Below are 16,402 nucleotides of genomic sequence, written 5' to 3'. Positions count from 1 at the left end.
GCTTACCAACCAGCAGGGTGGTTTACTGCTGAGCGCGGGCAGCCTGGTGCTGAAAAACGATAGCCTGACCAACGCCGGACAATTGCAGGGCGACACGCTTGACCTCGCCACCGGAGAGTGGGTCAACACCGGGAATGCACTCGGTGAAAACGGGCTGAACGCCAGTGTCAGCGGGAATCTGACCAACCAGGGCAGACTGCTGAGCCGGCAGGCGCTGACGCTGCGGGTGGCCGGAAGCCAGAACAGCGGGTCGCTGATGGCGAAGGTGCTCGCCCTGCACGGCGATTTACGCAACAGCGGCCTGTTACAGGGAACGGAAAACCTGACGTGGGACGGCGACAGCCTGACCAGCAGCGGGCAGATGGTCAGCGGCGACAGCCTGGCGCTGCGCGGCACAGCGGTGAGTAACCAGGGCAGTGTGCTGAGCCAGCATCTGGCGGATATCACCGCCACAGAGGTACTGAATGACGGCACGCTGGCGGCGAAAGACCTGCGCATTAGCGCGCCGCGTCTTACCAGTAACGGCATTTTACAGGGCAACGACAGCCTGATCCTGAACACGCAGGCGCTGGTCAACGGCAGTACCGGGCAGCTTGTCAGCGGTGGTGACCTGAACCTGGATCTGACCTCGCTGGACAACCAGGGTCTGCTGTCTGTGAATGACGGTCTGACACTTAAGGCCGACACGCTGAGCAACCGCGGCCAGATTGCCGCAGGCAGCGTCTCGGTTACCGGCCACACCGTTACCAACAGCGGCCTGATCCAGGGAACACAACAGGCGCAGGCCACCGCGGACACCCTTATCAACGCGGAGACGGGCAAATGGCTCTCCGGCGGTGAGCTGGCTTTCAGCGCTGCGACACTGACAAACAACGGACTGTGGCAGGGTACGCAGGGCCTGACGCTGAACGCCGGCACCCTCACCACCGCCAGCGGTTCGCGCACGCTGAGCGGCGGCGATTTCACGCTGCATGCCGGACAACTGTCCACACAGGGTACATTGCAGGGCGGAAAGGTCAGCGTTACGGCAGATGACTGGATGCTCGGCGGCTCGTTGCTGAGCCTGGGGGATTTCACCGCCACCGTGGGCGGTACACTGACGCTGCCGGGTTCGCTCAGTAGCCGGGGCACGGCGGATATTCAGGCGCAGACGCTGCGTAACAGCGGGCAGCTCCTCAGCGAAGGCGATGTCACCCTGAGCGGACAGACGCTGGAAAATAACGGTGCGGTACAGGGGAAAACCCTGACGGCGCATGAGGCAGGCATTACCAACAACGGCACGCTGACCGGGCTGGACAACCTGACGCTGGACGCCGCACAACCTGCCGCCAGACTGATGGCGCGGATGGCGATGGCCGCTCCGCAACTGACGCTGATCAACGGCGAGACCGGTTCACTGCTAACGCAGGGCACGCTCGGTATCACCGCCGGGACGGTGGACAACGGCGGGCTGTGGCAGGGCAACGCGATTCTGCTGGCGGCACAGTCGCTGGATAACCGCGGCGCAATCCGGAGCGCGGGCGACCTGAACCTTCAGCTTACCGGCAACCTGAATTCAGCCACGGGCAGCAAAATCACCGCCCTGGGCACGGCGGCCCTGCAGGCATTGTCGCTGAGTAATCAGGGGCAGTGGGCGGCGAAAAACCTGACCCTGCGCGCAGACGCGCTGACCAACAGCGGAGCCGTCAGCGGCAGTGACGGACTGACGATCGCCCTGACGGGTAATGCGACCCAACTGGCGGGCGGTTCGCTGGCCAGTAACGGCGCGCTGACCCTGAATGCGGACACGCTCGGCAACGCCGGCAACATCCAGGGGAACGGGCTGACGGTCACGGCGAATTCACTGACCAACAGCGCAGGCGGTGAACTGGTGAGTACGCAGGGGCTGACCCTGACCACACCGTCGCTGTTTAACTACGGGCTGATTCAGGGCGCGGGGGACACCCGCGTCGACAGCACCACCCTGGCGCGCAACGAGGGCAGGCTGCTCTCCGGCGGGCAACTGACGCTGACCACCCCGCAGTACACCGGCGCGGGCTGGCTGCAGGCCACTAATCTCATCCTCAACGCTGCACGTAACGGCGGCACCGGCACGCTGCTGGCCGACCAGATGACCCTTACCGGCGACAGCTTCACGAACCAGGGCACCACCCAGGCGAATACCCTGGCGCTCAGTTACCGGCAACTGACCAACAACGGCACACTGCTCGGTAAGAACCAGCTGACGGTGAACGCCACGCAGGTGGAGCAGTCCGCCGGCGGTAAGCTGTTCAGCGGTGGCGACCTGTTTGTGGGGGCGGGTGGTTTGAATGCACTGGGTCAGGTGGTGGCGCTGGGTAACCTGACGCTGCAACTGACGAACGCCTTTACCGCAAAAACCACGCTGGCGGCAGGCAAAACCCTGAGCGTCACCAGCAACGGTGCGATAGATAACCAGAGCGTGATGCAGGGCCAGGCGTTGAACCTGAGCGCGGGCGGACAACTGACCAGTAGCGGGCAAATCACCACCGGCAGCGGCGCGAGCACATTAAGCGGCAGCGCCATTGTGCTGAACGGCAACAGTGCCCTTCAGGGTGGCGGCGATATCACGCTGGCCAGCCGGGGGAATATCACCGTAAACGGTTTTGCCGGCACGACAGGCAGCCTGACGCTGAGCGCGCCGGGCGCAATTATCAACACCGCGCTGCTGTATGCGGCAAACAACCTGGCGCTGTATGCCAACAGTATCACCAACCAGCGCGGCGATATGCTGGCGGGCAATAACCTGTGGCTGCAACGGGATGCGGCAGGCAATGCCAGCAGCGAGGTGATCAACACCTCCGGCACCATAGAAACCCGCAATGGCGATATCACCATTAAGACCGGGCATCTGTTGAATACCCGCGATGGGTTGCGGAAATCGGCACAGACAATTCAACTTATGGACATATCTGGATTGGGGGCTGCAACCATTGACGTTCCTTTTTCAGCGTTACCTGCCGATAGCTATGGCTATTACACAAAAGAGGTTCTCGTTAGCCATACAGGGTGCGGGCCCAATAATTCCTGCCACGAAAGATATGAGACCAAATATTATCTTGCGCCATTTAAAGATGCTGCAATTCAGCGATTTGCAACATCCAAAACGACTGTCAGTGTATCCGCAGATGGTGAGGCAGGCAGGATCCAGTCTGCAGGGGGAATGAATATATTTGCCAGCTTACTGGATAATCAAGCCAGTAATATCCTTGCTGGAAAAGACATAACTATAAGTGGGACTCAGTTCAATAATCAAAGCTGGCAAGAAGGGATACAGACGAACTACCTTACTTATGAATTCAATAACGGTCCTTATTCGCAAAATACGTTTGCAAAAAATCCATTGAGCTCGAAACCCAAAGGAATCGGTTTCTCAAACAGCACAGCACGTTTCGTATTGAAAGGACAAGAAACACAATATGATACAGGCCAAATCTACCGCTCCATTATCCAGGCCGGTGGTAATGTAAGTGTCAGTTTTAGCAGTAATATCAGCAACACGACTACCACATCGAATACCAGAGGCATTAGCAACACCCTCACTGCCCCGTCACTGAATACTCTGAGCAATCAACGTATTGGCGGTAGCGTGGCAAAACAGGCCTTGGCAAACGGCCCGGCAGCAGTGAACTCTCCGCAGTGGCAGGATCAACTGCACAACGCCCTGCAACAGATTAACGGCGGCGGCGTGCTGAGCGGCATTGGCGCACAGCAAAAAGACAAGGCCAATCTCGGCAGCCTCGCCAGCGCAGGCGTGACTAATGCGGTGCTGAAAAACACCGTACCTGGCCAGCACCAAAGCAAATCCGTTGATACCAGCGCCTATCCGCTGCCGTCCGGCAACAGCGGTTATTTTGTGGTGTCGGATAACCCGAAAAGCCCGTACCTCATCACTGTTAACCCGAAACTCGACGGTCTCGGGCAGCTTGACCCGAACCTGTTTGGCGATCTCAACAAACTGCTGGGTATCAGCCCCTCAGCCGCCCCGCGTGAGACTAACCGCGCTTATACCGATGAGAAGCAGTTCCTTGGCTCCTCGTACATGCTGAGCCGCATCAAACTGAACCCGGACTACGACTACCGTTTCCTCGGTGATGCAGCATTCGATACCCGTTATGTCAGCAATGTGGTGCTGAACCAGACCGGTAGCCGCTATCTCAACGGCATCGGTTCCGACCTCGACCAGATGCGTTACCTGATGGATAACGCTGCCAGTGCCCAACAGTCACTGGGGCTGCAATTTGGCGTGGCGCTCTCGGCCGATCAAATTGCATCACTGGATCACAGCATTTTGTGGTGGGAAGCCGCCACGATTAATGGCGAAACGGTGATGATCCCCAAAGTCTACCTGTCGCCAAAAGACGTGACGGTAAACAACGGCAGCGTGATAGCCGGGAACAATGTCAGCCTGGAAGGCGGCAGTGTCACCAACAGTGGCAGTACATTGCTGGCGAAAAACGACCTCAGCGTTGAAAGCGCAGGGTCGATCACCAACACCCACGACGCGCTGATCAAAGCGGGCGGCAATATCGATCTCAGTGCGATTGGCGATATCAACAACGTCAGCGCTGCCATCAGCGGTAAAACGGTGGCGCTGGAGAGCCTCGACGGCAGTATCAATAACCTCACGCTTGCTAATCAGTACTCACTGGATGCGAAGAGCAAACGCGGTTCGGTCAGTCTCAAAGACACCACACTCGGCAGCATTGCCAGCATTACCGCACAGGATGGTCTGTCGCTGACGGCGGGCAAAGATATCACCCTGACCGGCTCCGCGCTGAAATCAGGGGGCGATCTGCTGATGGATGCTACGGGCAATATCGCCGTTAACGCCATCCAGAAAAACGATGCTTATGCTCAGTCAGGTTTCACTTCGGGCTATGCTCGCACAACTGCGACCAGCCATGCCGATGTTTCTTACCAGGGCAGCGCCATTACTGCAGGTGGCAATCTTACGATGCGGGCGGGTAACGATCTGACGCTGAGTGCCAGTAATGTCAGCGCCGGGAAAAACGCGCAGCTCGCAGCCGGTAATGACCTGAACCTGAACGCAGAGAAGACCAGTCAGAACAGCCGCAATGGTAAAAGCGAAAACCACAGCACTGGCCTTGATCGCACTACCGTCAGCGCGGGTAATAACCTGACGCTGACCGCAGGCCAGGACATCAATTCGCAGGCCGCCGGGCTGGCGGCAGAGCAGCAGGTCGGCTTGCAGGCAGGCCGCGACGTCAATCTGCTGGCGGAAGCGAGCACCCAGGGCGACAGCTACAAAGCCAGTAAGAAAACGGTCATTAACGAGAAGGTTCGCCAGCAGGGCAGCGAAATCAGCAGCGGCACCAACACGGTCATCGTGGCCGGTCGCGACATGAACGCAGACGCAGCGCAGGTTCTGGCAAAAGGTGACGTCGGCGTTTCTGCCGGGCGTGATATTAACCTGAACACCGCCACCGAAAGCGACTATTCATACTTTGAAGAAACCAAAACCAAAAAAGGTTTCCTGAAAAAAACCACCACCCACACCATCAAAGAAAACAGTCAGACCAACGAAAAAGGCACGCTGCTGAGCGGTGATAACGTCTCGCTGAACGCCGGTAATAACCTGCTGGTGAAAGGATCCGCTGTGGCTGCTGAAGGGGATATTGCCCTGAAAGCGGGCAACGATGTCACCGTTGAAGCGGCGACGGAAGAGTCTTCTCACTACAGCATGAAGAAGACGAAGAAAAGTGGCGTCTTTGGCGGTGGTCTGGGCATCACCATTGGTTCGCAGTCTTCTCAGGTGTCGCGTAAGGGCAGCGAAGTCGCACAAAGCGATGCACGCAGCGTGATCGGCACCACCGGCGGCAATGTGATTATCAAGGCCGGTAACCAGGCGACGCTGAGCGCCGCCGATGTGGTCGCAGCGCGTAAACAGGGCGATACCGAACGTAAAACCGGCCATATCGACATCACCGCCAGCGATATTGCAATTATCCCTGGTAAGGATGTGGTGCAGGAGACGGTGAAACAGTCCAGCAAGAGCAGTGGCGTGGGCATCTCCCTCTCCAACCCGATTATCGATGCGGTGCGCAACGTGCGTGACATCATCAAGATGGGTGGCAGTGGCATCACACAGGGGAAAACACTGGCAAGTGAAGCCGCAGCGACCTTTGCCGATCTTGGTAGCGGCACCTCGTTACCGATCAGCTACGGGCGTTCGTCGTCAAAAAGCGAATCCCATTATTATGGTGAGTTCGCCACCGGCAGCAACCTGACAGCGGCAGGTAATATCCAGTTGGATGCCACCGGAGCAAAAAGCCCGGGCGATGTGCTGATTGGTGGCAGCCGCCTCGGCGCGGGCGAAGCAGTGATTATCGATGCAAAAAACAATGTCGATATCGCCACCTCAACCGACAAAGAACGCCTGAGTACCAGCGCCAGCAGCAGTAGCTGGAGCATTACAACGCAAGCACCCACCATCGGTTCTGCTATCCGTACCGTGAGTGGTGGGCCGAACCACGGCGCTAAAATTCTGCCGTTCGGCATGGAGAAATCCAGCAGCAAGGGGGACAGGCAGACCACCACGCAGACCGGCAGCGAGATTTCTGCGAAGGACATCTACATCACCAGCCAGAATGGGCATGTGAATGTTTCTGGTAGCTCTTTGGCGTCAATTAACGACCTGCTGTTGTCGGCGAAAAACGGCGATATCAACGTCACCACCGGCAATAACACCGTCTATGACAAGCAGAGCGGCAGCCAGAGCATGGTCGGCGCCCTCGGCGGCGACGGTTATAGCGGCAAAGTCGGCTACAGCAGCTCAAAACATGCCTCGCAGCTCGACAGCAACCAGCAGAGCACGCTGCGTAGCCAGATTGCCAGCAAAGATGGTGATGTGGCGCTGCAGGCGAAAAAAGATGTATCGGTGAATGGTGCGGACATCAGCGCCGGTAAGTCGCTGGCGATCAGTGGCGAGAATGTGCGCCTGGATGTCAGCGAAGACCGTCTGCATACCCAGAGCGAGTCCTCTTCGACGCAATACGCCGCGACAGCATCGGCATCTGGTTGGGTCGTCTCCGCGGCACAGGCGCTGGAGAATGCTGCACGCTCGGCAGAAGAGGGGCGCGACCCACGCCTGACGGGGATCTATGCCGCACAGGCCGGGCTGACCACCGCCGTTAACGTGGCGAAAGAAGCCTATGACTCGTCAATGGTGCGGGTGAGCGTGGGGGTTTCTGCTGGCTCCTCGAAAGAGAAACACGATTACCGCAGCCAGCAACAGCAGGGCAGCAACCTGGTTGCTGGTGAATCGGTGATCGTCAAAGCCGATCAGGATATCACTGCCCAGGGCATCACTATCACCGGTAAAAACGTGGTGCTGGACGCAGGACGCGACATCACGCTGGCGGCAGCGCAGGACACGGATAAACAGAAGAGCAGCAGCAGTGGCAGTCAGTACTCCCTGGGCGTGAGCTTCTCGGCGATTGGCCAGCAAAACGGTTTCTCAGTGGATATCGGTGCCAGCCGTTCGCAGAGCAAAGAGAACGGCAGCAGCCTGGTTAATCACAACAGCCAGATCCACGCGGATGAGACGCTGAACGTCAATAGCGGGCGCGATACCACGTTGCAGGGCGCGGAGCTTCATGGCGACCGGGTGATTGCCGATGTGGGCCGTAACCTGACCATCAGCAGCCAGCAGGACAAAGCCGAATACGACAGTAAATCCAGCTCCACGGGTGTGAACGTCAGCATCTGCGTGCCGCCTATTTGTGCCGGTTCCTCGGTGCAGGGCAGCGTGAGCGTCAGCAACGGTAAGATGAAGAACGACTACCAGTCGGTCATCGATCAGAGCGGGATTTTTGCCGGTAAGGGCGGCTTTGATATCAACGTTGGCAGCCACACGCAACTGGACGGCGCAGTGATTGCCTCGAATGCGGATGCAGCGAAAAACCGTCTCAGCACCGATACGCTGGGCTGGAGCGATATTCATAACAAGGCTGAGTCCAGCGGTAGCCAGTTCGGCCTGAGCGTCTCTGGTGGTGTGGAGAAAGTGGAGAAAACCGGGGATCTCAAAACCCCTACCAACGATACCGCGAAAGAGAACCAGAAAGGCGAGTACAAAGCGATGCCAGGCGGGCTGCCGTCGATGACGATGGCGAGCGTGTCTGAAAGCGCCAGCAACACCACGCACAGCGCGATTGCTGCAGGCGACATCATCATTCGCGACAAGGCGAACCAGCAGCAGGATGTGGCAAACCTGAGCCGTGATACGGCAAATGCGCACAACGCGCTGGAAAACAACTTCGACAAGCAGGCCATCAAAGACAAGCTGGAGATTCAGCAGCAGGCGACGTCGCTGGGTACGCAGGCAATGACGGCGTATATGGACAGCAAGTTGGACGCTGCGAAGAAGAAAGTGCGTGACGAGATGGCGGCGCGCGGCGAGCTGAGCGGGCTGAGCGATGAGGAGATCAACGACAAGGTCACCGCGTCGGCTGAATTTAAAGAGGTGGATAAGGAGTACGGCATCGGCAGCCCGTTCTGGACCGCCAGTTCGGCGATGACCGGATTACTGGCGGGTGTGCTTGGCGGCAATGTGCAGAGCGGTATGGCGGCGGGCGCAGCACCGGTGCTGGCGAAACTGGTGAAAGAGGCCGCAGGCAAAAACGAAGCGGCACGTATAGCGCTACATACGGTGATTTCCGCCGCGCTTGCCAAAGCACAAGGTGGTAACGCCACCGCAGGCGCCATCGGCGGGTTTATCGCCTCCGCCGGGGCGAAACAATTTGCTCAGGCGCTGTATGGCAAAGATGCAGATCAATTAAACCCGGATGAGAAGATGGTGATCCTCAACCTGGTGTCGGCAGTGGGGGCAGTCGGCGGCGGTGTGGCAACCGGCAACACCAACGGCATGGTCAGCGCAGGGAATGCGGCGCGGGTTGAGGTTGAGAATAATACTTTAGCCAATCACATGGAAAAAACCGTTATTGACAGGCTGGCTAAAGAAGGTGTGGCGACAAAACAAGAAATTGACGCAGCAGCCTGTGCGCTCCTCAAATGCTCTGCTGAATTTGCGGAGGGAACAGCAGAAAAAGCCTACTACGAAAATCTCGAAAAAACTGGCAGCAAGCCGGAATATGCAGCCCTTCGTGAACAATTGGCTAATGAAAAATTTGCGGTTAGCTATAAGGATCCATTAACCGGAGAAAATGTCACTATTTCCGTGGCGCTATTCCAGTACACTGACGTTAATGCCATTCTGGACGGCGCTTCATACGTCAATGGCGAATACCAATTGACCACCCGGGGCGCAGGGCTTCTTCAGGCGGCAGGCGGTGCTGCTGAAATGATTGGGGGCGGAGCCAGTTGCGCAGGGATTGTCACTTGCGCCGCTGGTGTGATTGTAGCAGCTTCAGGCTATGATAACTTACAAGCAGGCTCCCAGACTTTAGCTTCTGGCAGACCAACCAAAACCGCAGGTGCAGAACTACTGGAAACACTGGGTGTTTCGCCAGAATATTCGGAAATAGTCTATGCTGGCGTAGGGCTGGGAGGGGCTACAACACTAGTCTTTAAATCGGCCAAGACTGGCGAAGTTATTAATGTTGCGGTGTCTAAAGAAGGGCAGGTTACAAAAACTGGAAGTGTTGAACCACCACTGATAAAGAATAGTGATGGGATTTATGAAGTAAAAATAAATGCCACCCCATTGGAAGGTCAAAGTCGTTTAAATACTTTAGATATTACAGGTAATAACCAATACAACCCTGCTGAAGCCGCTGCAGCTGCAAGACTGGAAACTGTTCTGGGTACAATGGAACGGATAACAGAGACTGCCTCAATTGGCAAGAATGCAGACTTTATTATCACAAGTGGATCCAATGCAGGAAAAACTGTAGATTTAATGTATACAACAAAGAATTTGTCTCAGAAAGAGGTTAATGGGATTAATAAATTTTTTGAGAAGAACATGACAATGTCTAAGGCTCCTGGTAAATTACCTAATGGGCAGCAGCAGATAATTGATCATTTAAATAAAGCTGATATTGTTCCTGTTGATTTCAGTGTGTTGAATTCAGAGAATCAAAAAATATTTACTGACTTCATCAAAACATTACCTAAATCACAACAAGATAAAATAGTTATAATGAGGTAAGGTATGGGTGCTACTTTTTTTATAGGCTATCCCCAAGATAAGGATTTACATACAACCTTAAACAGGACTGAATCTGATGCTTTAGAAGCATTACTTGATGAAGCACTGGTAGGGAAATATAGCCACATTCATGATATCGTAATGGAAATGCTAGTTTTAGATCAGATTAGCTTTACGGAATTAAGTAGCTCTGATTTTAATACCGCCATTCAGGCTGTTCGTAATTGTTTGCATAGTAGAAATGAGCCTAATGAATGGCAACTATATCAAAAACGTATATGGGAAAAAGAACTGGAACCCTTAATGCAGCAAGATGATCGTTATTGTGGAGAATAACTGGATTGTGTATGTACTGGCTGCAGTAGGTATAGATAAGGCTGATAACCCTGTCAGGGTTAAGCCATGTTTAATTAGATTTTAGATGCTACACAAAACTGGCAGTAACTGATTTATAGGCGAAGTTAGAGTTATTCCAAAATTATCATTTTTTCCCTGTGCATTTCATTCTATACAAAAAATCCTGTAAGTCTTTTTGATAAAAATAACTCAATCTAATTTTCATTATAGTCAAAACATTAAAATAATTTTATTGACTAAATTACCCGACCTTAGATTTGGTTCGCAATTAATCTTGGTATGTCCTTGATAAAATAGGAAATTATTTCTTGGATCGGTGATGATACAAAGGTAGTAGCATACTACGATATTAATCATAAGTATATCGGTATGATCTATTATTTAAAAATTATTTCTTTTTTGATCAATAAAGAGTGAATATGTGGCAGAACATTAAAATAGAAAATGTTAGTAAGATAGAAAAAAGGTTGCAGAATTTACTGTTTGGAGGATTGATGTTTTATCTTATACAAAAAATGAAAAAATACGCCAGCTTGATATTCTTTCTTTTTCTCGCTGTGTTCTCTCTTCGCGCGATTGCGACGGAGGAGATAAAAAACGGTATACTCCAGGCTTACTGGCAACCGAACTGGAATGCTGATGCAACGGTCAATACGCCAGAGTTAGAATTTCGCTATTTTGCCTTGGGTAATAAAAAGAAAGATAACAAAGTAATTGATATTACTGTGAACGGCAGTGAAGCGCAGAAGATCGCATTTATCAAAAAGAACTTCAAGAATATCCCGGATAATTTCTTTACGTTTAAAGAGTGGTACGTTAACCAACCCGGTACGATGAAAGTACCCGCGGTGATTAAATATATGGAGTGCAACGCAGATAACTATCAAGCCGATCTGCTGTCATTCCAGCCGGAGAATACTGCAAAAAACGCAGACGATATGATCGCTCAGGATTTTGACGGCTGTGGATCAGGTACGCCTTATCTCGTGTTATATCAGCTGAAAGAGGGTGAAAAGACGTTATCCCTGAAAAGCGAGGTCAGTGAAACAGCGCCAGATTTGGCTTCGGTCAACAGTAATGAAACGCTGGCTAAAATCAGAACCGTCGATAAAGCGTGGATCTATGTTGCAGTGTACGACGAAGCGGAAAAAGGGCATCTGAGCAATAAACGAGGGTTTGTTAAACTGAGCGCTCTGACACCGCTGAACTGATAACGCACGACATAGCGAGTGATCATTCATTGCACTGCTCATGGCATTAACGCTATGGGCAGGTATCTGCCACTACCGCTGCTTTGGTCACGGATGCTTATTTTTCATGGTTAAATCTTACCTCAAACTCCCGACATTTAATCCCGCTCTAACTGCAATGCCAGCAACAAGTTTGTCTTTTCCCTGCCCGTATTGAGTTTATTCTTATCCCATCACATCATCTTGTTTTTACAAGGAGTTTTAAAAATGAAAGCGATGGTGGCGTTAGCGGCCGTGCTGTTACTCAGCGGCTGCTCAACTTATGAAATGGTGAAAGAATATAACCAGAGTATCAAAGATTATACCGGCCCGAATCGCGTGGGCGTGGCGTTCGATCTGAATAATACCGAGGCACGTATTTACCCGGAAACCGACCGCTGTATTAATCTCTATTCCAATAAAAACGGGTTTATTGGTTCCGGCTCTTTCATGGGCGATCACAAGCGAATTGGTGTGCCTTACGTCGCGGATATGACGCAAAACCGTGATGAATACTGGGTGAGCGCCGAGAAGTTTATCAGCGTGCGCATTATTTATGCCGGACGGGATGGCAGCGGCGGGATCCTGACGAACCAGGCGCGTGTGAATGAGCGCTATGTCACCTTTAAACCGGAACCGGGCGCTTATTACTATGTCAATGTTGAACGGCCAGAGTACTCACGCCTGGCTGAGCGGTATTTAAAAGTCTACAAAGTTGTTGTTCATGAATCTGGCCGCACAGAGCTGCAACCCGTGCGGGAGTGGGGCATCCATAACTGCCCTGGCCAAAAACCGTGGTATATGATCAACGGTGCCACAATATAATCCCATCAGATACAAAACGGTTATCCCGGTGATAACCGTTTTCCCATTATTTTGTTAAATAAAGCCGGTATGGCGCGGTTTAACCGCGTCACATATTCACAGGCGTAATGTGTGATCCCGCCAGGAGAGCGATTATTATAGAGCGATAAAACCAAACCTATATCGTGAGGGCGTGTCGGTGGAACTTCACCAGCTCAGGTGCTTTATTGCCGTGGCGGACGAGCTGCATTTTGGTCACGCGGCGCAAAAAATGGATATGCTGCCTTCTGCGCTGGGCCGCTATATTAAGCTGCTGGAAGAAGATCTCGGCACGCGGTTATTATCGCGTTCGACGCGCAATGTCTCCCTCACGCCCCACGGCGCGCTGTTTTTACCGGAAGCGCGGGAACTGGTGGCGCGTGCAGACGATATCGAAAAACGCTTTCAGACGCTGGCGCGGCAGAACGCAGGAAAACTGCGGATTGGCGCGATCGATAGCGCGGCGGTCAGCCTTATTCCCCATGTATTGCACCATTTTCGCGAGCGCTGGCCTGGCGTGGAACTGAGTTTTCTGGAAGATAAATCGTCACGTTTGCTGCCAAAGCTGAAAACCGGCAGGTTGGATCTGATTTTTATTCGCCCGCAAAGCCAGATGGACAGCGCGTTGCATAGCGAATTTCTGTTTTACGAAGATGTGGTGCTGGCGATTTCCGATAAGCACCCACTGGCCAACCGCAGTGAAATCAATGTTGATGATTTACGCGATATCCCGCTGATTGTGCCGGAAAAACGTGTACGCCCGCACAGCTACGATTTAACCTTAAGCCTGTTTGAACATGCCGGTTTTAAACCGACGCTGATTCAAATTGCCGATGAAAAACAGACCATTATTAATATGGTGGCGGCAGAACTGGGCGCGGCGATTATGCCTCGTTGGGTTATGCGCATGGCGGCGCTGAATATTAAATTCATTCCGATTGGCGAAGGTTATGACTCGATTCGCAGTAAATTGCCGATGGCCGCCGTATGGGTGGCAGGGGCACGGGATGAAGCGCGGGATAATATGATGCAAGTGGTAATGCATGAATTACCGGTGATTTCGGATCTCTATTAACCTGGTAAATCCCCTCTCCCCCTTGGGGAGAGGGCATGGAGGGGAAACCATCGCACCCCGCCACCGCGTTCGACAGCGCGTTTCGCCGGACGGCCAGGTTCGTTAAGTTCCCTCTCCCCTGTGGAGAGAGGGCCAGGAGGGAAAACTACAGCACTACGCCATTGCATTCGACAGCGCGTTTCGCCGGGTGCCAGGTGCGTTAAGTTCCCTCTCCCCTGTGGGGAGAGGGTCAGGGTGAGGGGAAAACCACAGCACTACGCCACCGCGTTCGACAGCGCGTTTCGCCGGGCACCAGGTGCGTTAAGTTCCCTCTCCCCTGTGGGGAGAGGGTCGGGGTGGGGGGAAAACCACAGCACTATGCCATTGCATTCGACAGCGCGGTAACGCGATTGACCAGGCGGCCAATGTTGCCGATTTCCACCTCGATCACATCCCCTTCCTTCATAAACAGCGGCGGCGTCCGTTTTTTGCCCACGCCCCCCGGCGAACCGGTAATGATCACGTCGCCTGCCTGCAGCGGGCTAAAGCGGGAGATATATTCCACCAGCATGGCGACGGAGTTGATCATATTGTGGGTCGAATCGTTCTGCACGCGATTGCCGTTCAGCCATGTGCTGATCGCCAAATCCTGCGGGTCGCGGATCTCATCGCGGGTCACCATCCACGGGCCGAACGCGCCGGTTTTGCGCCAGTTCTTGCCCGACGTGAACCAGGTATACTGCATATCACGTACTGAGCCATCCATAAAACAGCTGTAACCGGCGATATGCTCTAACGCGTTGTCGCGGCTGACATTGTCCGTATCTTTGCCGATCACCACCGCCAGCTCGCCTTCGTAATCAAACTCATTGCTGCTGTCGGGTTTGCACACCACATCGCCGTGTGCGGAGAGCGTATCCGCGAAGCGAACAAACAGGGTCGGCGCATCGATGGTTTGTTCGAACTCGATCCGCTTTTCCATGTAGTTCATGCCCACGCAGAAAATTTTACTGGGGTTTTCAATGACCGGCAGAAAACGGATCTCATCGGCGTGAAAATCCGCCTGCGCCGGGATCATCGGCGTCAGTTCCGCCAGCGCATTGCCCGCGATGGCGGATTTCAGGTCCGGGAAATACGCCGATAAGCGTTTCCCCAAATCAAAAACCTGCGTGCCGTCAATGCAACCCCATGTTTTTTCACCGGATGTTGGGTTAACAAAACTCAGTAACTTCATGATAATACCTGTGCCTGAACGGCGGGTTATTTAATAAACTTAACCTGCTGATTAATCTCTTCAATAATCGGCAGTTTTCGGGCGTTGTAGACTTTCTTGTTCTCTTCGAACAGGTTATTGCCTTCGCAGTCGATCGAGATAATTAACGGGCCGAACTCTTTTACCCGGTTGACCCACAAGGTCTCCGGCATCCCTAAATCGCGCCACTGGGCATCTTCGATTTTCTCTACGCAGGTGGCCGCCAGCACCGCGCAACCGCCAGGGAACACCGCGTGCACCGCTTTGTGCGTGCGGCAACCCTCTTCGGTGTTCGGCCCCATCCCGCCTTTACCGACGATCAGCTTCACACCCGTCTGCTCGATAAACTCTTTCTCGAACTTTTCCATACGCATGCTGGTGGTCGGCCCAATCGAGATCATCTCGAATTCATTTTCGCCTTTCTCCACCACGATTGGACCGGCGTGGAAAATCGCCAGACCTTTCAGGTCGACCGGCAGTTCGCGCTTTAACTCAATCAGGCGGCGGTGCGCCACGTCGCGGCAGGTCACCAGTGTGCCGGTCAGGTAGACAATGTCGCCAGGTTTCAGGGAGAGTAAGTCTTCGTCTTTAATGGGTGTGGTGAGCACTTTTTTCATAATACAGCCCCCTGGTGGGAAAGAATTTCGTAAGAGAGATCGGCGTTAAAACGGATCGCGCCGCGGCGGTGCGCCCAGCAACCGGTGGAAACCGCCACGCCAATGGTCGACGGGTGGCGGGCGGAGGACTCAATGTTGACGCCCATCACCGACGCTTTGCCGCCCAAGCCCTGTGGCCCCAGTCCGACTTTGTTCAGACCCTCTTCCAGCAGTGCTTCCATTTTGGCGGCGTCCGGGTTCGGGTGGCAGGAGTCCACCGGGCGCAGAATCGCTTTCTTGGAAAGACGCGCAGCTGTTTCTACCGACGTCGACACGCCAACGCCAACCAGCAGCGGCGGGCAGGCATTCACGCCGTAGGAGGTGATCACGTCAAACACGAACTGGTTGACGCCTTCATAGCCCTGGCCTGGCATCAATACTTTAGCCGCGCCCGGCAGCGAGCAACCGCCGCCAGCCATGTACACTTCAATGGTGCAGCTGTCGTCATCCGGGATGATTTCCCAGTCCAGCCACGGTATGCGCGAGCCGGTATTGGTGCCGGTGTTTTTCTCAATGAAGGTTTCTACTGCGTTGTGGCGCAGCGGCGCTTTTTTGGTGGCTTCCAGCGTGGCGGTTTTCAGAATCGACTCCAGCCCGCTTAAGTAGGGGAATTTCGCCCCGCAGGTGATGAAGTACTGGATCACCCCGGTGTCCTGGCAGCACGGGCGATCCAGCTCGTCGGCCCGTTTCTGGTTCTCAAACATGGAGTCGTACACCGCCACGGCCAGCGGTGCGTCCTCTTCCGCACGCAGTGCTTCGAGTTTTTTCATAACGTCTGTTGGCAGACGTTTCCCGACATACCCGGTAAAGCGGGTCATCACGTCAGTTAATGACGAAATTGCTTCAGATGTGCTCACAATA

The 16,402-nt window shown here is 54.0% G+C and carries 8 protein-coding genes; 5 read left to right on the top strand and 3 right to left on the bottom strand.

All coding sequences use genetic code 11. The annotated features are described in order from the left end of the window. Positions 1–46: 46 nt before the first annotated feature. The 5 genes from GA0061071_RS22440 (at position 47) to GA0061071_RS22420 (ending at position 13,654) form a co-directional block, all read left to right on the top strand. Positions 47–10,150, top strand: a complete 10,104-nt coding sequence (locus tag GA0061071_RS22440) for a hemagglutinin repeat-containing protein (protein WP_245191450.1) — start codon at positions 47–49, stop codon at positions 10,148–10,150. Between the two features lie 3 nt (positions 10,151–10,153). After that, positions 10,154–10,486 carry a hypothetical protein gene (locus GA0061071_RS22435; RefSeq protein ID WP_061492436.1) on the top strand — a complete coding sequence of 111 codons (333 nt, stop codon included), beginning with the start codon at positions 10,154–10,156 and terminating at the stop codon, positions 10,484–10,486. Positions 10,487–10,926: 440 nt separating this feature from the next. Continuing rightward, positions 10,927–11,718 carry a hypothetical protein gene (locus tag GA0061071_RS22430; RefSeq protein ID WP_090269463.1) on the top strand — a complete coding sequence of 264 codons (792 nt, stop codon included), beginning with the start codon at positions 10,927–10,929 and terminating at the stop codon, positions 11,716–11,718. Positions 11,719–11,964: 246 nt separating this feature from the next. Further along, positions 11,965–12,561, top strand: a complete 597-nt coding sequence (locus tag GA0061071_RS22425; protein ID WP_061492438.1) for a hypothetical protein — start codon at positions 11,965–11,967, stop codon at positions 12,559–12,561. Positions 12,562–12,739: 178 nt separating this feature from the next. Next, positions 12,740–13,654, top strand: a complete 915-nt coding sequence (locus tag GA0061071_RS22420) for a LysR family transcriptional regulator (protein WP_088236933.1) — start codon at positions 12,740–12,742, stop codon at positions 13,652–13,654. 355 nt (positions 13,655–14,009) lie between these two features. On the opposite strand, the gene GA0061071_RS22415 is transcribed toward GA0061071_RS22420, so the two are convergent. The 3 genes from GA0061071_RS22415 to ttdA are packed head-to-tail and all read right to left on the bottom strand — an operon-like array spanning position 14,010 to position 16,398. Then, positions 14,010–14,867 carry a fumarylacetoacetate hydrolase family protein gene (locus tag GA0061071_RS22415; protein WP_061492440.1) on the bottom strand — a complete coding sequence of 286 codons (858 nt, stop codon included), beginning with the start codon at positions 14,865–14,867 and terminating at the stop codon, positions 14,010–14,012. 26 nt (positions 14,868–14,893) lie between these two features. Then, positions 14,894–15,502 (bottom strand): L(+)-tartrate dehydratase subunit beta, encoded by a 609-nt coding sequence (ttdB, locus tag GA0061071_RS22410; protein ID WP_088236934.1) that lies wholly within the window; start codon positions 15,500–15,502, stop codon positions 14,894–14,896. Next, positions 15,499–16,398: a L(+)-tartrate dehydratase subunit alpha gene (gene ttdA, locus GA0061071_RS22405; RefSeq protein ID WP_209446753.1), complete on the bottom strand. Its 900-nt coding sequence runs from the start codon at positions 16,396–16,398 to the stop codon at positions 15,499–15,501. Before ttdA ends, ttdB begins: the two co-directional genes overlap by 4 nt. Positions 16,399–16,402 lie beyond the last annotated feature (4 nt).

It is taken from the genome of Kosakonia oryzendophytica (assembly GCF_900094925.1).
Lineage (GTDB): Bacteria > Pseudomonadota > Gammaproteobacteria > Enterobacterales > Enterobacteriaceae > Kosakonia > Kosakonia oryzendophytica.
The sequence above is the reverse complement of the archived record's forward strand: the minus strand, read 5'-3'. Positions and strand labels throughout refer to the sequence as shown.